The sequence below is a fragment of the Rhodococcus sp. JG-3 genome, from assembly GCF_000482405.1.
Classification (GTDB): domain Bacteria; phylum Actinomycetota; class Actinomycetes; order Mycobacteriales; family Mycobacteriaceae; genus Rhodococcoides; species Rhodococcoides fascians.
In genome coordinates this window covers 3,476,232-3,497,380 of sequence record NZ_KI519398.1, presented here as the reverse complement: position 1 = coordinate 3,497,380, position 21,149 = coordinate 3,476,232, and the positions used below count along the sequence as shown (strand labels likewise).

The window sequence follows — 21,149 nt, the reverse complement described above, 5'->3', positions numbered from 1 at the left end:
TGTTCACCGCCGATCCGAAGTCTTCCGAGCACCCTATAGCCCGTCGGCGAGGGAAGAGGGCGCGGCCGGCGACCATCGGGCATGATGGTTCCCCGGGTGGGGACCGTCGAGGGGTACCGAGGGAGGTCCGCCTGTGCATCGTGACGCCTCGCACGCGCAATTTTCGCCGATGACGATCGATATCACGTCGACCTACCAGCCGATCGTCGCGTTGGACGGCCGAGCTGTCGTGGGTTACGAAGCCCTGGTGCGGACCTGCGGCGACGCGCAAGCGATCTCGCCGCCGCAGCTGCTGCGCGAGGCGGCCGATCGAGGCGAGTCGGCCGAGTTCGACTGGCGGTGCAGACTCAGCGCCCTGAGCGGGGCTGTCGAGGCCGGTTTCCCCGAAGGACTCGCGTTGTTCGTCAACGCGGAACCCACCGCCCTGGACGCGCCACCTCCGAGAGAGTGCCTGCCATTGATGGCCGAGGCATCTCGGTTGTCGATCATCGTCGAGATCACCGAGCGAGATCTGATGGGTGACCCCGCCGGGCTGCTGCGTGCGGTAGAGCATGCCCGCGACCTGGGATGGCGGGTCGCGCTCGACGATGTGGGTGCAGACTCGTCGAGTCTGGCACTTATTCCGCTGCTCCGGCCCGACGTCATCAAGCTGGATATGTCTCTCGTGCAGGGCCGTTCGAGCTATGCCACGGCGTCCGTGGTGTCCGCGGTCGCCGCAGAGGCCGAACGCAGCGGTGCGCTGGTGCTCGCCGAGGGAATCGAAACGGAGCAGCACGAAGCGACTGCGCACGACATGGGTGCGGTTCTCGGCCAGGGCTACTTGTATGGCGCTCCGACTCATCTACCCACCTTCGGAGCCACCGGCGGTACGGCCGACACACTCGAGTTGGAGCCGGCAATAACCGTCCGGGCCCCTGTTGCCGTGACGCCGTACGGTCTGGTCCATCGATTCGGAACCCGTCGACGCGCTGACGCACGGCTTCTCGACGACATCGAGAACGGTCTGCTTCGCAGTGTCTACGGCACCGGTGCGTCGACCGTCGTATTGGCGACGACGAACGCGTCGGCCGGGTCGACCGCCGAGCGTGTCGCGTTGTTCGACGACCTCGCTGTGCGCACGGCTCTCCTGGCCGTCTTCGACTCGCGGCCGATGCCGGGTGAGCATCGGTTTCGGACCGTTGCGGTCGGTGAGGACGAACCACTGGCGTCGGAGCGCTCGGTTGTCATCGTGGCACCGATGTCCAGCGTTGCTCTCATCGCGGTGGAGAGCGGAGCTGCCCACGACGGAAGCGTGTTGTACGACTACTGCCTGACCTACGACCGACACATGGTCCTCGATGCGGCGACGCTTCTGTTGAGACGCATTCCGGCCAGGAGTTCTAAGTGAGTGTGCCGGTCGTACTCGGGCTCTGCTGAGCCATCTGCCTCCGAACGGGCAGCGTTCACCACGGCACCCCAGCCCGGAGTGGTCGGTACACTGACGCGCAGTCGGCAGGAGGTGAGGGCATGAAGACGGATTTCAAGAAGACCCTCGACTCGTATTCGGCACGGCGCAACGTGTTTCGAGTTCTGACCGTGCCACCGACGAAATACTTGATGATCGACGGACACGGGGATCCGAACACCGCGCCGGAATATGCCGATGCTGTATCCACGCTGTTCCCCGTTGCGTATCGGCTGAAATTCATCAGTAAGAACGACCTGGAGCGCGACTACGTCGTCCCTCCGCTCGAAGCCTTGTGGTGGGCGCCGGACATGGCGGCCTTCACCACGCGCCGGGACAAGTCGAACTGGCTCTGGACTGTGATGATCATGGCGCCCGACTGGATCGACCACACGATGTTCGAGCACGCCGTAGGGGTCGACGCATCCGAGATCCGTTCGGACCAACGTGCCGGAATGCGCCTCGACACCCTCGACGAGGGCCTGTGCGTGCAGACTCTGCACATCGGTTCCTACGACGACGAGGCCGCCGTGCTCGACGAGATGCACCACCACTACATCCCGCAGGCCGGGCTGACGATGACCGGCCGTCATCACGAGGTCTACCTCAGTGACCCACGACGGGTCGAACCGGCGAAGCTGCGCACCATTCTTCGGCAACCGGTGCGGTACTCGGCGGACGAGGCCTCGCTCTGACACGATGACCGGCATGACCAATGCGGTGCGTCCGGCGTCGTTCACCGTCGGCACCCTCACGTTGCTCGGGGCCCTGTACTTCGCTCAGGGGCTGCCGTTCGGCTTCTTCACGCAGGCCCTGCCCGTCGTCCTTCGAGAGTCGGGTTTCTCGTTGGTGAAAATCAGTGCAACCGGGGTGTTGTTTCTGCCGTGGGCGCTGAAATTTCTGTGGGCACCGTACGTCGATCGTTACGGGTCGAGGCGGCGGTGGCTTCTGTCCCTGCAGGTGTCCGCCGCGCTGGTGGCGCTCGCACTGTCGTTTCTCGATCTGTCGTCGACGTTGCGCTGGCTGTTCGTCGGAATCTTTGTCATCAACGCGCTGTCGGCCACCCAGGACATCGCAACGGATGGGGTAGCGGTCCGCACGTTGACGGTGTCGCAACGCGGCCTGGGTAACGGTCTGCAAGTGGGCGCGTACCGGGTAGGTATGGTGTGCGGCGGGGGAATGCTGTTGTGGCTGTTCAGCTTTGCCGGATGGCAGGTGCTCTTCGTTGCGATGGCGTTGCTGATCCTGTTGGCGACGGCCCCGGTCTGGTTCATGAACAAGCAACTGGCCGCGGCAGACGTGGACACCGACCGGCAGCCCGAGTCCGAGGGCACGGCGCGACTCGCTGTGGCCTGGTGGTCCCGATTGCGCAGGCCTGGCATGGTCGCGTTCATCCTTCTCATCGTCGGCTTCAAATTCGGAAACTCGATGGGCTCGGCGCTGGTCGGCCCGTTCCTTTCGGACAACGGACTGACCTTGACTCAGATCGCCCTGGTCGAGGGCGGCCTGTCGTCGGTGGCAGCACTTGGAGGTGCTGCGCTCGGCGCGTGGTTGTCCTTTCGCTTCGGACGTCGTCAGGCTCTGCTGGTCGGCGGAATCGCCCAAACCCTCAGTCTTGCGTTGTATGTAGTGGCATCGTTCGGCATCGGCGGGTTTCCGCTCCTGGTCGCGGCCAACGTCACCGAACACGTGCTGGGCGGCGCTGCAACCGTTGCCGTTTTCGCACTGATGATGGACGCATCGGAAAAACGTTATGCAGGAAGCGATTACACACTGATGGCCTGCGCAATCGTCTTTGCGCAGGGTGCGTCCGGACTGACGGCGGGCGTGATCGGCGACGTGTTCGGTTACACCGCGTTGTTCGGTTCCGCACTGGTGCTGTCCGCGGTCGGTTGCGTGGTACTGATCGTGGCGCTCGACAGGGGCTGGGGGCCCGTCGGGCTGCACGAGGTCATCTCAGTCGAATCGCGCACCCACTGAAGGCGCCCACTGCTCCTCCGTCGCTCAGCTTTCGGTGACCGAGCCGGAGATGTTCACCATCCACTGCACACCGAACTTGTCGGTGAGCATGCCGAATGTGTCACCCCACGGTGCTGCGTCGAGACCCATCGTGAATTGTGCGTCGACGGCCAGCGCGTTCCAGTAGCCCGTCAATTCCTCGTGCTCGGTACCGAAGAGCGAGACGCTCATCGTGTTTCCGGGTGTGTGTTCCATCGACGACGGGGTGTCGGCCCCCATCAGTGTGAATCCGCTGGGAGTTGTCAACTGGCCGTGCATGATCAGGTTCTTCTCGGATGGATCGTCGGTGGCCTGGCCCTCGCCGAACGTGGTCAGCGTGAGCTCTCCACCGAAGACCGTGCTGTAGAACTCCATAGCGGTGCGCGCATTGTCACGGAACGACAGGTACGGACTGAGTGTGGGCATGGCGGGGACTCCTTCTCGAATCGAACGACCGGTGCGGGCTGCATCGGCTTCATCCGTCGAAAAAGTAGACACGAAGCTGGGGGAGAACTCACCGCCCAGGCTCGGATGGGCTCGCCTCGGCCTCGGCGAGAATGGCGCGGAGGGCAGCCACATGGCGGCGGTAGGCGGTTTTACCCTCCCTCGTCAGCGACAGCCACATCCGCCGCGAGTCGGTGCGTGATCTCTGCTGGTCCACGTAGCCGGCGTCGACCAGGGCCGCCACCTGCTTGCTCAGCGCCGATGCGCTCAATCCACTGTGTTCCTTCACGACGGCGAGCTCGAGCGTCGTACCTGCCGCCAGCAGCGCGCAGATCCGCAGCCGGTTCGCCGGATGAATGATCGGATCCAGATCGTCCGTCATCGGTGTGTGCTCCGGTAGTGAGCGATCGAACCGAACGAGTAGGTCGCCGTCGCTGCTGTAGCGAGGAGCACCAGCGCCCAGCTCGGCAGGGATGGCTGCGCGAATGCCAGTGCCACCACCACGAAAGCAACGGACAGTGCGACCGACGCCAGAAATCCACGGCTGGTAGGCAGCGCCCACGGTGTGCCCATTCGGTACCCGGTAATCACGTTCGTTGCCACAATGGCCGCGGCCAGAATCAGCAGGGCGACAGTGCGGTGGGAGTCGGTGAGCAGCGGCGTGAGTGCCAACGCCCCGATGAGCACTGCGTTGACGGCGTACAACCAGACCGGCCACGGAGTGTCGCGCACGGCGCGTTGCACTCGGTCGATGTCGTCGAGGGTCGTTCGAGCTTCGGACGAGGTGGGCTTATCGATGCTTTCCATATCGGAAACCATATTGGATAGTTTCCGATATGGCAACGAATTGTGTGGTCAGTTCTCGAGATCGGTATCGGTCGGCCGTGGCACCTCGGCCTCCCAGCGAGTCCGTCGCTCGTCCGGGGACTGTTCCCACCACGGCGTACCTCGTTCTCCCAGAGCGACTTTGGCGGCCTGAACGCCCGCGCGAGACTCCGTGGCACCGGAGGTGCGTTTGACGTCTCTGCGCCACGCCATGAGGATCGAGCGCAATTCGGCGTTGCGATCCTCGGGAATGTCGGGATCGGTAGCGCGCCACCGTCGACCCTTGATGACGACATAGTGACCGTCTTCGGTGCGTTCCACTTGCTCGGCCATGAGACCACCTTGCCACCCGACACTGCCTGTCGTCGGTTCGACGCGTGGTTTACGATTCCGGCACCTGTTCCGCTTCTGCCTCAGACCGAACCGAGGATTGCCATGCGCACCGTGATCGTGACCGCGTTCGTTTCGCTCGACGGCGTCATGGAGGGGCCGGGTGGGGAAGTCGGCTACCGCAACGCGGGGTGGACGTTCAAGGACATCGAGTTCGATCCCGCGGCGTACGAGATCAAGGGTCGCGAGCAGGACGAGGCCACGGCCATGCTGCTGGGGCGTAGCTCCTACGAGGCGTTCGCTCCCGTGTGGCCCACGATGGACGATTTCGCCGGATACAACTCGATGCCCAGATACGTGGTGTCGACGACATTGGAGCGCAGCGACGACCGTTGGCCGGCAACCATTCTGCGCAGCATCGACGACGTCGCCGAACTCCGGGAGACCGAAGGCGGGCCGATCTCGGTGCACGGTAGCGCAACGCTGGGTCGCAGCCTCGCCGATGCCGGTCTCGTCGACCGCTACCACCTGTTGGTCTTCCCGATGCTGCTCGGCGCGGGCAAGCGGCTGTTCAGCTCCAGCGACAAGGCCACGACTCACCTGGATCTGGTGGAGCACGAGGTGTACGACAACGGCATCCAGAAGCAGGTGTTCGACGTCCGTCGATGACCGTAATTGTCGACCCGGATTCGTCGACAGCGCGCGATCAGATGTCGTCGCTCTTCAGGGTGCGCCGCCGAACGGCTACGAGGTGAAGCTCCGGTCGGGACGCCGCCATCCGCTCGACCCGGTCGAGGATGTCGGTCACGTGGTCGAGGTCGCCGGCTACCACCGACGCTCCGATTTCGGCCCGTCTGTGCAGGTCGCGATGGTCGGTTTCGGCGACCGACACCGCGAATTTTCGATGCAGCTCCGAGATCACGGGCCGAATCACCGAGCGCTTCTCCTTCAGGGAGTGCACGTCGCCCAACAAAAAATCCAGTTCTATCCATCCGATCCACATAGGCTTACGACTGTACCGCGGTAGTGGGCGGGGCTACCTGGTGCGAGCCGAAGGGCCCACACCAGGTAACGGTCAGCTCTTGGCCACCAGGCCGAGTGCTACCAGATCGGCCAGATACTTCTCGATCAGTTCTCGCCCGAGGTGTGGGATATCGCCGACAGCCGACGCGAATTCGTCTGCCGGCAGGATTGCTCCCGACGACGGGTGCTGGGGATGCGCGTAGGAGTGGATCAGCGGCAACAACGAGTGTGACCGTTGTTTCTCCGGTAGTTCCTGAACTGCCGCGCTGAACCTTTCGAACCATTCGTCGTAGTCGTCAACGATCTCGATGGTGCAGCCCGCGTCACGTAGCCAATCGACGAACGTATCAAGCGATATGTCGTCGTCGTGGGGGTTCAGGATGTCGAAGGTTCGGTAGCCTGCCACGTCGTCGCCCGCGATCGAGGTGATGGCCGCTGCACTGAAGTCCGCAGGCAATCCGTCGTAATGAGCCAGTGGCCTGCCCTGCTCGTCGGTGGGCGCTCCGGTGTCGGTGGCATAGAAGCTTCTCGGTGCCAGCCCGGTTGCGACCACCGACAGGATCAGTCGCGTGAATACGTCGGGCACGTTCAGCTGACCGGACCAGGTGCTGTGGGCGAGGATCATGTCGGACCGGAAGACCGAGACGGGAAGCGAGTATTCGTCGAAAGCGTTGCGCAACAACACTTCGCCTGCCCACTTGGAGTTTCCGTAACCGTTGGCGTACGACTCGTCGACTGCTCGTTGCGCACTGTCGACCCGAATGTCACCGTTCTCGTGGAAGTCGTCGACACCGACGGCAACCGCGACCGTCGACAGGTAGGTCACCGGCTTGATGTGGTCGGTCAAGGCCAACCGGATCACCTCGGCCGTTCCGACGACGTTCGGTCCGAAGAGGTGCTCGTACGGCAGCGCGTGATTGACCAGTGCTGCCGGGTGCACGACGCGGTCCACGCGGCGGGAAAGCTCTTCCCAGACATCGTCGGTCAACCCGAACCGGGGAGTGCCCAGATCGCCTGCAATCACGTCGAGTGCGGCGTCGGCCAAGGCGCGGTATCGATCGGACAACGTCGCGTCCCCGCTGTCGAAGGCGGCGTCGAGCCGAGCGCGGGCATCGGCATCGGAGCGTCCGCGCACCAGGCAGATGACTCTTCCGCCGGCGGCTGCCATCTTCTCGAGCCATTCGAGGCACAGAAACCTGCCCAGGTAGCCGTTCGCTCCCGTCAGCAGCACGGTGTTCGTTACCGGCCGAGGGCCTGGAATTCGATGAGCGGCATCGAGCAGGGAGGCGTCCAGAAATGCCGACAGGGTCAGATCCGATGCGTGCGCGACGGAAGCGTCGCGTCCGTGAACCGACGCGAATGTCGCTGTGTCGGAATCGTTGTCGATTGCGGACGTGATGTAGTCGGCAAGAGCCGCCAGGTCCATGGCGGGTCCGGTGATCACCCCGACCGGGACGTCGACGTCGTAGAAGTCGCGCAGCAATGTGGAAAACGTCAACGCCGACAACGAGTCACCACCGAGATCGGTGAAGTGGGCATCGGGTCGGATGTCCGCGCCCGAACAGCCGAGCAGAGCCTGGGCGGCGTCCCCGACCGTGGCGAGCACGGGTGCCTGGGCACCCGAGCGCCGGAGCTCACGCAGTCGATCGGTCTGCCCCGATTCGAGTTCTGCGTAGCGACGCTCGAGTTCGTCGCCGTACCGCTCGACGAGTTTGGGACGCAACTGCTTTCCGGCACCCGACAGCAGACCGTTGTCCTGAGTGAAGGGCTCGCGTTCGAGCACGACCTCGCGAGGTATCTCGTACGAATTCAACGACTCCGTGCGAGCGATCCGCTGTAACGACTCCATGATCGCGCCCGCAGTCGAGTTCGCGTGGGCAGGAACGACGATCGCCAACAGATACGACCGCTGGCTGTTGCCGTACAGGAAGATCTGGTCCACCAGCTCGCTCGTACCGAACACCGCTTCCAGGCGCGCCAACGCGACGAATTCGCCCTGGGCCAACTTCAATACGTTCTTGCGACGATCCACGTATGCGAGCCGGTCCGGTTCCAGCTCGGCCACGACATCGCCGGTGCGGTAGAACCCGTCCGAATCGAAGACGTCTGCGGTCACATCGGGCCGCTTGTAGTAACCGGGGATGATCGACGTCGTCTTGAGCAGGAGCTCACCACGTGGATGGGGAGTGTCGGTGGAGAAATAGGCGAGTTCGGGCACGTCGTCCAACTTGTATTCGAGAACCGGTGGCCGGGCGACGATCCCGTCGAGAAGTACCATTCCGGCTTCGGTCGAGCCGTAATTGTCGCGAACCCGAACGTCGAGCAAATCGGTCACGAAATCCTTGACCTCGGCGGCGATGGGTGCGGTGCCCACCATTGCAGCCAGGATTCGTCCACCGAACTGCTCGGACCGCACGCGCTCGAGCACGCCTCGCGAAATCTGCTCGTGTTCGCCCGCATCGGTACCGTCGACCGCACGATCGATTTCGGCGAGCACGGTGTGGCGAATCATCTCGCACACCCGCGGAATCAACAACGCCAGCGTGGGGCGCGCGAGAGCGAAGTCCTCGAACAACGTGGACAGGTCGCTGGAGCCGGCGAAATGAACCGTGCCGCCCGCCGCCAGAGTCGAGAAAACGAGCCCGCGGCCCGCAAGGTGGCTCATCGGTAGGTAGTCGAGAGTGATGACGGGAAAAGCCGGCTCGTCGACACCCTCGGACGAGGCACCCGTCCGATGCCAGGCCCCGGTCCACGCACCGGACACGATCTGCTCGGTATGCATCGCCCCTTTGGGAGTACCGGTGCTGCCGGAGGTGTAGATCAGTGCGGCGAGGCGCTCGGGATCCTCGACGTCGAACAGCGGCACCTGGGGGAGTCGGGAACCCTCGTCCACCAGTTCGGTGAGCGGTCGAACAGCAATGCCGGACCCGTGGACACCCTCGCGCGCGGACGTCAGCGCGCGGGTGTCGGCATCGATTCGGTCGTCGTAGTCGAGTACGACCACTGTGCGGATCGACCGGCAGTGACCGGCGACCTCCATCGCGACGGCGAGGTTGTCCACATCGGAGGCCAGGACCACCGGCTCGACCTCGTCGACGATGGCCCTCAGTTGACCCGCGGTGGCTCCGGCCTGAAGTGGAACTGCGACTGCGCCCACGCGGATGGTGGCCAGTTCGGTGATCACGTAGTCGATGCCGGCGAAACCGAGCGTGGCCACGAAGTCGCCCGCAGCGATGCCGTCGTCGTCGTGACCCAGGGCGGACGCCAAGGCTCCCGCGTCGGCCCAGGCCTGCCCGTAGGTCACCGTGTCGAATCGGGGGAGCAAGCGAGCGGTAGTGCTGCCGTCGGTGTCCTCGATCGTGCGCGCGCGGCGTCCCAGGGCGGGGCGATCGGCGTACCTGGTCATGATCTCGGCAACCACGCGAGCGAGGTTGGGTGCCAGTTCACGAGCCGCGTCGGCAACCGACCGGTCCGGCTCGGCGGCCCGGAACTCCGGATCGCTGTCGTGCAGATGCCGAAAACGGTCTCGCTGGCGGTTGTCTCGATCGTGTTCGCTGTCGACGGCCCCTGTGCTCTTCATGGCGACTGTTCGGGTCATGCTTCGCTCCCCTCCACGATGCACCGGCCGACGCCGGATCATCGTGCTCGTACGTCGAATATCGTTATCAAAGGTAAGTATATGCCCGTGGCCGATTAGGTAATCGTGACGCTTCTCATAGTCCAGTTGGCCGGAAATGTCTGCGTTTCAACCTTTCTCGCGTACTGCTACGCCGGGCAACCGTCGTGTATCCGGGCGGCGTAGGTACTCGATGTGGACGACCGAACTCGACTTGTATGGTGAGTTGCACGTCACGTGCGACGCGGTTGCCGCTCCCTCGTAGAGCTCACGCCGTCGGCTCACGCGTCACCCCTCTCGATCGGAGCAGCGAAATGTCGGACGTTCTCTCACGCCGCGACCTGGATTTTCTGTTGTACGAATGGCTCGATGTGGTTGCGTTGACGGAGCGGCCACGTTTTGCGGAACACTCGCGCGAAACGTTCGATGCGGTACTGGACCTGAGCGCAGACATCGCCCACAAGCATTTCGCCCCGCACAACAAGAAGGCCGATGCACACGAGCCCACCATGAACAGGGACGGTTCGGTGGAGCTGATCCCCGAGGTGAAGGCCGCTCTCGACGTGTACCGCGCCGCGGGGTTGATCGCCGGGCAGTTCGACGAATCGATCGGCGGTATGCAGTTGCCCGCCACCGTCTCTCGTGCTGCCATGGCGTTCTTCCAGGCTGCAAATGCTGGAACGTCCTCGTATCCGTTCCTGACGATGGCCAACGCCAATCTGATCGCCACCTACGGCACCCCGGAGCAGGTGCGCGACTACGTGCGGCCCATGATCGACGGGCGTTGGTTCGGCACCATGTGCTTGTCCGAACCGCAGGCCGGGTCGTCGCTGGCGGACATCACCACGAAGGCTGTGCCGCAGGACGACGGCAGCTACCGGCTCACCGGAACCAAGATGTGGATCTCCGGTGGAGATCACGAACTGACCGAGAACATCGTGCACCTGGTTCTGGCGAAGACGCCGGGTGGACCTCCCGGCGTCAAAGGGATCTCGCTGTTCATCGTTCCCAAGTTCCTGCCGAACGGTGAGGGCGGCATCGCCGAACGTAACGACATCGTGCTGACCGGGCTCAATCACAAGATGGGCAACCGCGGTACCACCAACACTCTGCTCGCGTTCGGCGACGGAACTCATTCTCCCGGTGGGAAAGCCGGGGCAGTCGGTTATCTCGTCGCGGAGGAGAACCGTGGTCTGTCGTACATGTTCCACATGATGAACGAGGCCCGGATCGGCGTCGGATTCCTGGCGATCGCACTCGGCTACGTCGGCTACCTGAAGTCCGTCGAGTACGCGAAGACGCGCACCCAGGGACGGCCACTGGGAGCCAAGGATCCGGCCGCGCCTCCGGTCGCATTGATCGAGCACGCCGACGTGCGCCGAATGTTGTTGGCGCAGAAGTCGTATGTCGAGGGGGCATTGGCGCTGGGGCTCTACTGCTCGCGTTTGGTGGACCACCAGGATTCGGCATCGGACGCCGCCGGCGCAGCTCGATCGACACTGTTGCTCGACGTACTGACACCGATCGCCAAGAGTTGGCCCTCGCAGTGGTGTCTCGAGGCCAACAGCCTTGCCATTCAGGTGCACGGGGGTTACGGCTACACCCGCGACTACGACGTGGAACAGCACTACCGCGACAACCGGCTCAACCCCATTCACGAAGGTACACACGGCATTCAGGGCTTGGACCTACTCGGCCGCAAGGTCGTCATGCAGAACGGTGCCGGGTTGGCGCTGCTCGCCGAGCGAATCGCCGAGACCGTGACGCGAGCATCGACTCACGGGGGAGCGGCCGAGCAGTACGGCACCGAGCTGAACAACAGGTTCTCGAGGATCGTCGAGGTCACCGCCGCAGTCTGGGGTACCGGTGACGCCGCCGTGGCGTTGGCGAATTCCACGGCCTACCTCGAGGCAATGGGCCACACGGTCATCGCGTGGATGTGGCTCGAGCAGCTGCTTGCCGTGGGAGACCGAATCGGAGACTTCTACGACGGAAAGCGCTCTGCTGCACGGTACTTCTTCGTCTACGAGCTACCGAAGGTCGATGCACAGCTCGATCTGCTGGCGCTTCTCGATCGAACGACCCTCGATATGTCACCCGCCTGGTTCTGAGCACGAGACACCCGATACAAGGAGATTTCAGAACATGTCGATCTTGGACAAATTCCGCCTCGACGGCCGCGTCGTCATCGTCACGGGCGCATCGTCCGGTTTGGGAGTGTCTTTCGCGAAAGCGGCGGCCGAGGCCGGAGCCGACGTGGTGCTGGCCGCCCGTCGCGTCGACAAGTTGGCACAGACTGCCGCACTGATCGACAGCGTCGGTGGGCGTTCGCTGAGCGTGGCAACCGATGTGGTCGATCCCGACCAGTGCACGGCCATGGTCGAGGCCGCCGTCGCCGAGTTCGGCAAGGTGGACGTGCTGATCAACAACGCCGGCGTCGGCACGGCGTACCCCGCCACCCGTGAGACTCCCGAGCAGTTCCGCTCTGTCATCGACATCAACCTGAACGGCTCCTACTGGGCCGCTCAGGCGTGTGGACGGGTGATGCAGCCCGGAAGCTCGATCGTGAACATATCCAGCATTCTGGGGCTCACCACCGCCGGTCTGCCTCAGGCTGCCTACAGTGCCAGCAAGGCGGCCATCGTCGGTCTCACTCGTGACCTCGCGCAACAGTGGGGCGCTCGAAAAGGCATCCGCGTCAACGCTATTGCGCCTGGTTTCTTCGAGAGCGAGATGACCGATTCCTACCAGCCGGGATACCTCGAGGCATTGGCTCCCCGAATGATCCTCGGACGCAAGGGCGACCCCGAAGAATTGGCCGCCACCGCGGTCTGGCTCGCCTCCGACGCGGGCGGATACGTGACGGGCCAGACCATCGCAGTGGACGGCGGCGTGACCATCACCTGATGGTCGGGCTCGCCATCACTCGATGGCGGTGACTGCGATGCCTTCGCGCACGAGCCTGCGACCGACCACGACAGCATCGTCGGTGTCGAGGCCGGGCAGAGAATCCAACCGGCACGGCGATCCTTCGAGCAACAATTCGAGGGCATCGGCGCACTGAGGCGGCATCGACACGGTTTTGTCGCGCAGCACGACAGCCGCGGACTCGGGGGTTCGCACCACTCGCGCGATCACCCCGGCCCTGAGCCGAATCGAGTCCTGACCTCGCAGCGCGCCCATCTGGGCAACACTGCGAACGGGGCGCACCGGTTCGGGTCGAACCAGCTCGTCGTACCGACTCGCAACACGCTCGGTGATCCGATGCAGCGCCTCGGGATCTCGATCCAACTCGTCGAGAGCTCGGCGCATGTCGCCGAGGACGCGGCGTACGTGGGGTAGAACGGACTCGGAATCGGTCGGGTCCCATCCGGCCGGCAACGGTGCGCGCAGTCCCTCGATTTCCTGTAGAGCACCGAGGGTGTGATGGGCGATGTCGTAATCGTTGAACGACGCGACGCCTATCGTCAGATGCACCGTCGTCTCGCCCAGGGCCTGCGCCGAATGGATCCAGCCGCGCGGGAGATACAGAACGTCACCGGGCTCGAGCACGATGTCCAACTCCGGGGAGTCGTCGGCGTGACGTTCCACTGCTGCTCGTCGGTCCGACCACGGCTGATTGTTCAGTGGATGGCGATGCACCGGCGAGTGAATCGTCCACCGCTTACTACCGGCGATCTGCACGACGAACACGTCGTGAACATCGTAATGCGGCGAAAAGCCCTGGGACGCAGCCGGAGTGACGTAGGAATTGACCTGTACCGGGTGGCCGAGCTCGCGAACGAGCTCGCCGGTGAAAGCAATCAAGGGCGGCCACAGGCGATGCAGGCCCTGCAGCACCAGAGTGTTGCCGGCCGCGAAGGCCGACAGAACCGCCGCGGAATCGACCTGGTCGGTGATCTCGGCGCCGAACCCTCCGGACCCCGTGAACTTGTTCTTCTCCAGCAGGCGGCCGTCCTTGGCCATCCGCACGAACGGGGTGCGTACGCCGCGCTCGGCGATCAACTCGTCGACCGCGTCGACCGTCATCAGATCCTCGAACGATCCGGACAGTTCGGCAGATCGGGTGAACTTGGGTGCTGTGCCCCAGTGACGCTCCGCGAAAGTGGCGGCGTCGATTCCGGTGAGACGACGAAGCGCGGACCGGTTGCCCGGTCCGCGCTCGTCGTTCGACTCGATGATCAAGCGGAACCGTCCGCACCGCCGTCGTGTCCGCCGGGGTTGGATCCGCCGTCGGCCGGGCCTTCTCCACCCGCTGGGCCGTCTGCTCCGCCGTCGTGTCCGTCAGGATTCGATCCGCCGTCAGCGGGTCCTTCGCCTGCTCCGGCCGGGCCGTCTGCTCCGCCGTCGTGTCCGCCGGGATTGGATCCGCCGTCAGCGGGTCCTTCGCCTGCAGATCCGCCTGAGGTGGTGATGTCGTCGTCGTTGATGCTCATCGAGGTCCTTCCGTTGATGGAGGTTCGTGCTCTCGCGCAGCGCGGGAACATCGGGGGTATTGACGCAATCTCTGTGATTCAAACAGCGACGGCACCGGGAAATATCACTCCTGATCGTCGGCGATCTCCGGGGCGTTCTCCCGTGTCGCCATCCCACCGCCGCCTCCGCCGTCCACCGGTCCGGGGCGGCCGCCCTTGGGGGAATCCGCCGTGTCGTGTTCGGTCGAGGTGCCGCCGTTTGTCTTGTCCTTGTCGTCCTGTCCCATGGTTCGACACTAGACCGGCCGTCCGTCCGTGGGAGCATGGAACGATGGATCGATCCCCTGCGCAGCACGTGGTGCTGCTCGACGACGAAGGCCCGCCGTCGGCACCCAGGACAAGACCACGGTGCACACCGAACAGACCCCGCTGCACCTGGCGTTCTCCAGCTACGTGGTGCGTGAGGACGGTGCCGTGTTGCTCACGCGACGGGCGTCGAGCAAGACGACATGGCCCGGCGTGTTGACGAACAGTTGTTGTGGACATCCAGCGCCCGGCGAGAACCTGGAGTCCGCAGTGCTCCGACGCATCGGGGAGGAGCTGGGTCTGCAGGCCCGGTCCGCGGAACTGGTGCTGCCGCATTTTCGGTACCGCGCTGTGATGGACAACGGGATAGTCGAGAACGAGATCTGCCCCGTCTACCGAGTGACGGTCGGCGACGACGCGACACTCGACCCGGATCCTGACGAGGTCGACGAAACGCGGTGGGTGTCCTGGGCCGAATTCTCGGCCGACGTGCTCGCAGACCGAATCGATGTATCGCCCTGGTGTCGAACACAAGTGGAGCAACTCGCCGGGTTGGCCGAGCATGCACTGGCCTGGCCCGCGTCCGCCGACGCACTCCTTCCTCCGGCAGCGCGTCTCGCGGATTCCGCATGACGGCAACCGAATCGGTGGGTACTCATGGCGGGTAGCGACGAATCGAGCGACTGCCTCGGCCGCGACTCGATGGAGCGCGCACTCGGCCACTTCGAGTTTTGGACAGCAGATGCCGACGGTCTGCGCCACGCAGCTGTTGCCCTTGCTGTCGGCGGGGAGCGCGGAGACCGTCGCCTGCTGTTGACCAGACGGCCGAGCCGATTGCGCGCTCACCCGGGTCAGTACGCGCTACCCGGTGGCGGAGTCGATCCGGGCGAAACCCCGGCACAGGCCTGCCTGCGTGAACTCCAGGAAGAGTTGGGCATTCGCACCGACCCCGGGGAGGTACTCGGGCGCCTCGACGATTACGTCACCCGTTCGGGATACGTCATCACGCCGTTCGTGGTGTGGGTGGGCGAGTATTCGTCGTCGCTGCAGCCCAGTGCCGACGAGGTGGCCGAAGTGTTCGAGGTGACCGAGGCCGAACTCGATGTCGATGCGGAATTCGTCACGATCCCCGAGTCGCCCCGACCCGTGATTCGGTGGCCGTTCCGAACCGGTGCCATCCATGCTCCCACGGGTGCGATCGTGCACCAGTTTCGTGAAGTGGTCCTTCGCGGTCGACACACCCGGGTCGCGGACTTCGAGCAGCCGGTGTTCGCGTGGCGCTAACGTGGCCTCGAACCGCCGGTGCGCTCGCGCCGGCTGCCACGACGCCCGAGGCGACAGGAGGTGAGCGGTGACGGACAAGAGCGAACTCGAGGTAACGGATCGGATCGCAACTGTTCCCAACCTGCTCAGTGCCGTGCGACTCGCCGGCGTTCCGCTGTTCTTGTTTCTTCTTCTCGGCCCCCAGGCAGACGGCTGGGCGCTGGTCATTCTGCTCGTCAGCGGCGGCACCGACTGGCTCGACGGAAAACTCGCGCGTTTGCTCGGGCAGTCGTCGCGGCTGGGGGCGATTCTCGACCCGCTCGTCGATCGCTTGTACGTCGTCAGCACGCTGGTCGCATTCGTGGTGCGCGGCATCATCCCGTGGTGGGTCGCTGCCATCCTGATCGGGCGAGACGCGGTTCTCGGCCTGACCATGTTCGTCTACCGACGTCGCTCCCTCCCGCCTCCGGACGTGATCTATCTCGGGAAGGCAGCCACGTTCGTGGTCATGGTCGCGCTGCCGGTGCTGTTGGTCTCCGTGGGCACCGGTTCCGTGGCCGACGCCGCTGGGCCCCTCGGTTACGCGCTCCTGATCTGGGGGACGGTGCTGTACACGTGGACCGGTGCGTTGTACCTCGGCAAGGCAGTGGCCGTCGCGCGAGCGATCGCGCCCACCTCCGCACCGGGCAGGTGACGGTGCAGCCACCAGCACGACCGAAGAGGAACCCGACTCCGTCACTGCTCACATCGCTGTTGACGGATCACCTCGATCCGGGTTACGCAGCCGCTGCCGTCGAACGGTCGGCGCACCACGTGCGTACCCCTAGGGTGCCGCCTGTCCTCTGGCTGATCACCGGTGCCGTCGCTGTCGGAGTGGTCTTCGGGGTCGCGATGTCGCAGCTGGCCTCGGACGCGGCGGAGATCGACCGGGCCAGCGCCGACGCCTCTGCTGCAGTGCGTGCTGCCCAGGAGCGTGAGGCCGAACTGGACGTCACGAGGGATGAACTCGCAGCCCAGGTATCGACCGAGCGTGATCGCGCGCTCCAGTCCGATGCCGCCGGGAGCGAGCTCCTGGACCGTCTCGATGCGGTCGAGTCGGCCGCCGGTATCGACTCGGTGACCGGTCCCGGCTTGTCGGTCGTGGTGACAGAACCTGCCGCAGGCGGTGCGTCCGACAGATCGGTCCGTACCGGTTCCGGCGCAACCGTTCTCGACCGCGACATCGCTGCTGTCGTCAACTCTTTGTGGGCCAGCGGTGCCGAAGCGGTGTCCGTCGACGGCAATCGAGTCGGGCCGAACGTGACGATCAGACAGGCAGGCGGCGCGATGCTGCTCGACAATCGCCCGATCACCTCGCCCTACGACATCGATGCGATCGGTCCACCGCAGCGGATTCAGGTGCAGTTCGCCGTCAGCGATGCGTACCTGCGCATGAGCACGGTCGCTCAGCTCTACGGTGTCGGTTTCTCGGTACGGCCTGCCACCGATCTCGAGTTCGGGCCGGCCGTCGCCAGAGAGTCGTTCGAGGCGAAGGAGGTGGCCCCACGATGACGGCGAGTGACGTCCCGGACGTCGAGGCATCCGACTCCGGCAGCCCCGGTCCCGAGGTGCCCGGCGGCACCGAGCCCGCCGCCACCGGCCGCGCCGGATTCGCGCTCGCAGCATTGGTCGCGCTCGTCGTCGGAGTCGTGATCGGTCTCGTCGCCGGGCCTCGAGTTCCAGCAGTCGTCGCCCCATACCTGCCGATCGCCGTCGTGGCCGCTATCGATGCAGTGTTCGGCGGCGTGCGCGCCTTTCTCGACGGCATTTTCGACGCCAAGGTGTTCGTCGTGTCCTTCGTCTTCAACGTCCTCGTCGCGGCGCTCATCGTGTGGCTCGGCGATCAGCTCGGAGTCGGAACGCAACTGTCCACCGCCATCGTCGTCGTGCTCGGAATACGTATCTTCGGCAACGCCGCTGCGTTGCGCCGACGGCTTTTCGGTGCCTGACCGATGAACGCAGGCCCCGGACGGCACGGTCGGCGCACCCGACGTGGACAGCGCACGTGGTTCGGCATTCTCGCTCTCGTGTTGATGTGTGCCCTCGGAATCGGAATCGCGACACAGGTGCGGGAAACGAGCACGTCGGGCAATCTGGAGAACTCGCGGCCCGAGGACCTTTTGGTGGTGTTGGACTCCCTGACGCGACGCGAGGCGTCGATCCGCGACGAGATCAGCGCGCTTCAAGGCACGCTCGCCACCCTCCGGCAGTCCGGTTCCGGGTCGGACGCCGCGGTGGCGGAAGCCCAGGAAAGATTGTCCGCGTTGTCCATTCAGATCGGCACCGTGGCGGCCCGAGGACCCGGCGTCACGTTGACGATCGACGACACCGACGCCGGCGTCGGAGCAGAGGTTCTGCTCGACGCGTTGCAGGAGCTGCGGGCCGCCGGTGCCGAGGCGTTGCAGATCGACGGTGGTGGGGTCGCCGTCCGCATCGGTGTGGATTCGTGGATGGCCGGACCGGCCGGCCGAGTCGTGGTGGACGGCCGAGAACTACGCGCTCCCTACACCTTCACTGCCATCGGAGATCCGGCGACTCTGGAAGCTGCACTGAACATTCCGGGAGGGGTGATCGACACGGTCGCCCGCAACGGGGCGAGCTCGCGAGTCGAGCGATCGGACCAGGTCACGGTCTCCGCCTTGCGGGATCCGCGCCCACGTCAATACGCTCAGCCCGGAAACTGATCGCCCGCTCGCCCCGGGCACGATGGAAGGGAATGCCGCGTTGAGCGACATCGACACACCAGCTGATCTGCTTTACACCCCCGAGCACGAGTGGGTGCAGCGGACGGGGCCTGCGACGGTTCGAATCGGTATCACCGACTACGCCCAGACTCAGTTGGGCGACGTCGTGTTCGTTCAGCTTCCGGCGATCGGTGACAGCGTCACCGCGGGCGAGTCTCTCGGTGAAGTGGAATCGACCAAGAGCGTGTCCGACGTGTTCAGTCCTCTCACGGCCAAAGTCGTTGCCGTGAACGAAGATCTGGATTCCGAACCCGAGAAGGTGAACTCCGGACCGTACACCGGCGGGTGGCTGATCGAGCTCGAGGTCGCATCCTCGGAGGCATTGGACGCGGCGCTGGCACCGATGCTCGATGCCGCCGGATATGCTCTCATCACAGCTGAGTGACGAAGGGCCGTACACACCGGCCAACCGACCACAGGTCCTCGGCGCGCAGGGTACGGTCGACACCGAGCGAACAGCCTGTCGGGGCGAAGGTCGCGCATGGTGAGTGGTCCGCCACGCACCGAGGAACCGAAACGCACCACCGAACGCCAGCAGAACCAGAAGTGAAGACCATGTACTGCGTTACCCGAGGTGATCGTTGCCCGGGTCAACGGACTGAGAAGGAGTAACGGTGAGCCAGAACGACAACGACAGCAACTACGGGGAGTCGCCGGCCGAGACCACCTCGGTCTTCCGCGCCGATTTCCTCCAGGAGCTGGACAACTCCGCTACCGCCCAGAGCACCGAAGCTCCGGTATCGGGTGTCGAGGGCTTGCCTGTCGGAGCTGCCCTGCTCGTCGTCAAGCGTGGTCCCAACGCCGGATCCCGATTCCTGCTCGACCAGCCGACCACGTCGGCCGGTCGTCACCCCGACAGCGACATCTTCCTCGACGACGTCACCGTGAGCCGTCGACATGCAGAGTTCCGCCAGGACGAGGACGACTTCCAGGTCGTCGACGTGGGCAGCCTCAACGGCACCTACGTCAACCGTGAGCCGGTCGACTCCGCCGTGCTCGCCAACGGTGACGAGGTGCAGATCGGCAAGTTCCGTCTGGTCTTCCTCACCGGGCCGCGTGGCGGCAATGGATCTGCAGTCGGCGAGTCGTCTGCGGGTGCAGGAAGCCAGTGACCGCCGTCGGGCAGCAGTCCAGCGGGGGGATGTCGATTGGCTCCGTCCTCGATCGACTCCGGCCCGACTTTCCCGACGTGACTATCTCGAAGATCAGATTCCTCGAAGCCGAGGGTCTGATCTCTCCGGAGCGCACTCCGTCGGGCTATCGGCGTTTCTCGATCGCGGACTGCGAACGGCTGCGGTTCGTGCTCACCGCTCAGCGTGATCAGTACCTGCCGCTGAAGGTGATCAAGGAACAACTCGAAGCGATCGACCACGGCGTTGCAACCGTCGAGAGAGCAGACGCCTCGGTCAAGCGCCCACGGTCGTTGACGATCGCGGCCGGTGAAGTCTCGCCGGAGGAGTTCCTGCCCGATCGCGAGGTCCGCATCAGCAAGGCAGATCTACTGGCTCAGGCCGGCATCGACGACGCCTTCCTGACCGAGTTGCTGCGCAGCGGTCTGATCACTCCCGGGCAGGCCGGGTTCTACGACGACGGTGCCGTCACGCTCGCTCGTACCGCGCACGCGATGTTGCAGTTCGGGCTCGAGGTTCGTCACCTCCGTGCGTTCAAGCTCGCGGCGGACCGCGAAGCGGGTCTCGTCGCTCAGATCGCCGGGCCGGTCGCCAAGGGGCGCGATGCCGGTGCACGTGATCGTGCCGAAGAGATGATCCGGGAATTGGCAGCTCTGTCGTTGACCTTGCATACGTGTCTGGTCAAAGCAGCGGTGCGTGGTGCGCTCGACCGGTGAGGATCGCTCGCGCCGGTTCGGATTCCAATAGACTCGGTTCTGGTGAGCTGGACCAGCGACGACCAGCGAAGATTTCTCGAGGTGTGAGGTGGACACGATGAGTGAAATGCGTGTGGTCGGTATTCGTGTCGAACAGCCGCAGAACCAGCCCGTGTTGCTGCTGCGTGAATCCGACGGAGATAGGTACCTCCCGATTTGGATCGGCCAAACCGAAGCTGCCGCAATAGCTTTGGAGCAGCAAGGTGTGCAGCCGGCTCGGCCGCTGACGCACGATCTGGTGAAGAACCTGATCTCTGCGTTGGGGCACGAGCTCAAGGAGGTGCGCATCGTGGACCTCCAGGAAGGCACCTTCTACGCCGATCTCGTATTCGACAAGGACATCCGCGTGTCGGCGAGGCCGTCGGATTCGGTTGCCATCGCGCTCCGTGCCGGAGTCCCGATCTATGCGGAGGAGCCTGTGCTCGCCGAGGCCGGCCTGCTGATGCCGGACGAGCGGGAGGACGAGGTGGAGAAGTTCAAGGAATTCCTCGAATCGGTGTCGCCGGACGACTTCAAGGCCACCGACGGGTAACGGAATAGTCTCAACCTCAACTTTAGGTTCAGGTTTACGGCGCGTTGCGTTGAATCTGGTCGATCGCCCCCATAACGTTCGTGCCAGTGAAGTTCATCGCCGGCGCAGTCCGGACCGACGCAGTTCACGCCTCTTCGGTTGCCGCCGAGGCGTAGTCTGGCCCTGGTACACGGTATGACTTCACGCGAGTACACCGAGGCGTTCAGGCGCGCTTCGGACGGATCCCAGTACTGACTGGATCCGAACGCAGTGAGACATCCGAGAGGGAGCAGTCAGTGGGAGATC

At 64.5% G+C, this 21,149-nt stretch carries 25 protein-coding genes; 16 read left to right on the top strand and 9 right to left on the bottom strand.

All coding sequences use genetic code 11. The annotated features are described in order from the left end of the window. Window positions 1-169: 169 nt before the first annotated feature. The 3 genes from K414_RS0117855 (at window position 170) to K414_RS0117845 (ending at window position 3,424) form a co-directional block, all read left to right on the top strand. Window positions 170-1,387, top strand: coding sequence for an EAL domain-containing protein (locus K414_RS0117855; protein WP_051365152.1), 1,218 nt, complete (start codon window positions 170-172; stop codon window positions 1,385-1,387). Window positions 1,388-1,506: 119 nt separating this feature from the next. After that, window positions 1,507-2,139 (top strand): GyrI-like domain-containing protein, encoded by a 633-nt coding sequence (locus tag K414_RS0117850; RefSeq protein WP_027497187.1) that lies wholly within the window; start codon window positions 1,507-1,509, stop codon window positions 2,137-2,139. Window positions 2,140-2,152: 13 nt separating this feature from the next. Next, window positions 2,153-3,424 carry an MFS transporter gene (locus K414_RS0117845; protein WP_027497186.1) on the top strand — a complete coding sequence of 424 codons (1,272 nt, stop codon included), beginning with the start codon at window positions 2,153-2,155 and terminating at the stop codon, window positions 3,422-3,424. 24 nt (window positions 3,425-3,448) lie between these two features. Here the strand turns inward: K414_RS0117845 and K414_RS0117840 are convergent, their stop codons facing one another. The 4 genes from K414_RS0117840 to K414_RS0117825 all read right to left on the bottom strand — a co-directional run bounded on the left by K414_RS0117840 (window position 3,449) and on the right by K414_RS0117825 (window position 5,044). Beyond that, window positions 3,449-3,868, bottom strand: coding sequence for a VOC family protein (locus K414_RS0117840; RefSeq protein ID WP_027497185.1), 420 nt, complete (start codon window positions 3,866-3,868; stop codon window positions 3,449-3,451). Between the two features lie 88 nt (window positions 3,869-3,956). Then, a complete protein-coding gene (locus K414_RS0117835) occupies window positions 3,957-4,268 on the bottom strand; it encodes a transcriptional regulator (RefSeq protein ID WP_027497184.1) in 312 nt (103 codons plus the stop codon). Beyond that, window positions 4,265-4,693 carry a hypothetical protein gene (locus K414_RS0117830; protein ID WP_027497183.1) on the bottom strand — a complete coding sequence of 143 codons (429 nt, stop codon included), beginning with the start codon at window positions 4,691-4,693 and terminating at the stop codon, window positions 4,265-4,267. The genes K414_RS0117835 and K414_RS0117830 overlap by 4 nt, the downstream gene beginning before the upstream one ends. A gap of 48 nt (window positions 4,694-4,741) precedes the next feature. After that, window positions 4,742-5,044 carry a hypothetical protein gene (locus tag K414_RS0117825; protein ID WP_027497182.1) on the bottom strand — a complete coding sequence of 101 codons (303 nt, stop codon included), beginning with the start codon at window positions 5,042-5,044 and terminating at the stop codon, window positions 4,742-4,744. Between the two features lie 102 nt (window positions 5,045-5,146). Here K414_RS0117825 and K414_RS0117820 point away from each other — a divergent pair, with 102 nt between their 5' ends. After that, a complete protein-coding gene (locus K414_RS0117820; protein ID WP_027497181.1) occupies window positions 5,147-5,710 on the top strand; it encodes a dihydrofolate reductase family protein in 564 nt (187 codons plus the stop codon). Between the two features lie 37 nt (window positions 5,711-5,747). Here K414_RS0117820 and K414_RS0117815 read toward each other — a convergent pair whose 3' ends face one another. Next, on the bottom strand, window positions 5,748-6,044 hold the full coding sequence (locus K414_RS0117815; protein ID WP_027497180.1) for a DUF503 domain-containing protein: 297 nt from the start codon (window positions 6,042-6,044) through the stop codon (window positions 5,748-5,750). A gap of 72 nt (window positions 6,045-6,116) precedes the next feature. Beyond that, on the bottom strand, window positions 6,117-9,662 hold the full coding sequence (gene car / locus K414_RS0117810) for a carboxylic acid reductase (RefSeq protein ID WP_081701621.1): 3,546 nt from the start codon (window positions 9,660-9,662) through the stop codon (window positions 6,117-6,119). Between the two features lie 332 nt (window positions 9,663-9,994). On the opposite strand from car, the gene K414_RS0117805 reads away from it, so the two are divergent. Then, window positions 9,995-11,791, top strand: coding sequence for an acyl-CoA dehydrogenase (locus tag K414_RS0117805; RefSeq protein ID WP_027497178.1), 1,797 nt, complete (start codon window positions 9,995-9,997; stop codon window positions 11,789-11,791). A gap of 34 nt (window positions 11,792-11,825) precedes the next feature. After that, complete coding sequence (locus tag K414_RS0117800; protein WP_027497177.1) at window positions 11,826-12,587, top strand: glucose 1-dehydrogenase; 762 nt, start codon at window positions 11,826-11,828, stop codon at window positions 12,585-12,587. Window positions 12,588-12,602: 15 nt separating this feature from the next. Here the strand turns inward: K414_RS0117800 and K414_RS0117795 are convergent, their stop codons facing one another. The 3 genes from K414_RS0117795 to K414_RS29435 form a co-directional block, all read right to left on the bottom strand. Continuing rightward, the gene (locus K414_RS0117795; protein WP_027497176.1) at window positions 12,603-13,865 is read right to left on the bottom strand and encodes a cupin domain-containing protein; all 1,263 of its coding nucleotides are present in this window, start codon (window positions 13,863-13,865) and stop codon (window positions 12,603-12,605) included. Next, window positions 13,862-14,116 (bottom strand): hypothetical protein, encoded by a 255-nt coding sequence (locus tag K414_RS0117790; protein WP_027497175.1) that lies wholly within the window; start codon window positions 14,114-14,116, stop codon window positions 13,862-13,864. Before K414_RS0117790 ends, K414_RS0117795 begins: the two co-directional genes overlap by 4 nt. 104 nt (window positions 14,117-14,220) lie before the next feature. Next, on the bottom strand, window positions 14,221-14,382 hold the full coding sequence (locus tag K414_RS29435; protein ID WP_179274192.1) for a hypothetical protein: 162 nt from the start codon (window positions 14,380-14,382) through the stop codon (window positions 14,221-14,223). A 121-nt stretch (window positions 14,383-14,503) separates the two neighbouring features. Between K414_RS29435 and idi the strand changes: the two genes are divergently transcribed. From idi to K414_RS0117735, 10 genes are all read left to right on the top strand, one after another. Next, entirely contained in the window at window positions 14,504-15,034 is a 531-nt protein-coding gene (gene idi / locus K414_RS27295) for an isopentenyl-diphosphate Delta-isomerase (RefSeq protein WP_237606222.1), read from the top strand. Between the two features lie 69 nt (window positions 15,035-15,103). Next, on the top strand, window positions 15,104-15,685 hold the full coding sequence (locus tag K414_RS0117775) for a CoA pyrophosphatase (RefSeq protein ID WP_081701710.1): 582 nt from the start codon (window positions 15,104-15,106) through the stop codon (window positions 15,683-15,685). A 67-nt stretch (window positions 15,686-15,752) separates the two neighbouring features. Beyond that, window positions 15,753-16,358, top strand: a complete 606-nt coding sequence (locus K414_RS0117770) for a CDP-alcohol phosphatidyltransferase family protein (protein ID WP_027497173.1) — start codon at window positions 15,753-15,755, stop codon at window positions 16,356-16,358. A 2-nt stretch (window positions 16,359-16,360) separates the two neighbouring features. Further along, window positions 16,361-17,215, top strand: coding sequence for a DUF881 domain-containing protein (locus K414_RS0117765; protein WP_027497172.1), 855 nt, complete (start codon window positions 16,361-16,363; stop codon window positions 17,213-17,215). A 56-nt stretch (window positions 17,216-17,271) separates the two neighbouring features. After that, on the top strand, window positions 17,272-17,652 hold the full coding sequence (locus tag K414_RS0117760; RefSeq protein WP_027497171.1) for a small basic family protein: 381 nt from the start codon (window positions 17,272-17,274) through the stop codon (window positions 17,650-17,652). Window positions 17,653-17,655: 3 nt separating this feature from the next. Beyond that, the gene (locus tag K414_RS0117755; protein WP_027497170.1) at window positions 17,656-18,387 is read left to right on the top strand and encodes a DUF881 domain-containing protein; all 732 of its coding nucleotides are present in this window, start codon (window positions 17,656-17,658) and stop codon (window positions 18,385-18,387) included. Between the two features lie 40 nt (window positions 18,388-18,427). Further along, complete coding sequence (gene gcvH, locus K414_RS0117750; protein ID WP_027497169.1) at window positions 18,428-18,832, top strand: glycine cleavage system protein GcvH; 405 nt, start codon at window positions 18,428-18,430, stop codon at window positions 18,830-18,832. 229 nt (window positions 18,833-19,061) lie between these two features. After that, window positions 19,062-19,559, top strand: coding sequence for a glycogen accumulation regulator GarA (gene garA / locus K414_RS0117745; RefSeq protein ID WP_027497168.1), 498 nt, complete (start codon window positions 19,062-19,064; stop codon window positions 19,557-19,559). Next, complete coding sequence (locus tag K414_RS0117740) at window positions 19,556-20,293, top strand: MerR family transcriptional regulator (protein WP_027497167.1); 738 nt, start codon at window positions 19,556-19,558, stop codon at window positions 20,291-20,293. The genes garA and K414_RS0117740 overlap by 4 nt, the downstream gene beginning before the upstream one ends. 97 nt (window positions 20,294-20,390) lie before the next feature. Next, window positions 20,391-20,864 carry a bifunctional nuclease family protein gene (locus K414_RS0117735; RefSeq protein ID WP_027497166.1) on the top strand — a complete coding sequence of 158 codons (474 nt, stop codon included), beginning with the start codon at window positions 20,391-20,393 and terminating at the stop codon, window positions 20,862-20,864. Window positions 20,865-21,149 lie beyond the last annotated feature (285 nt).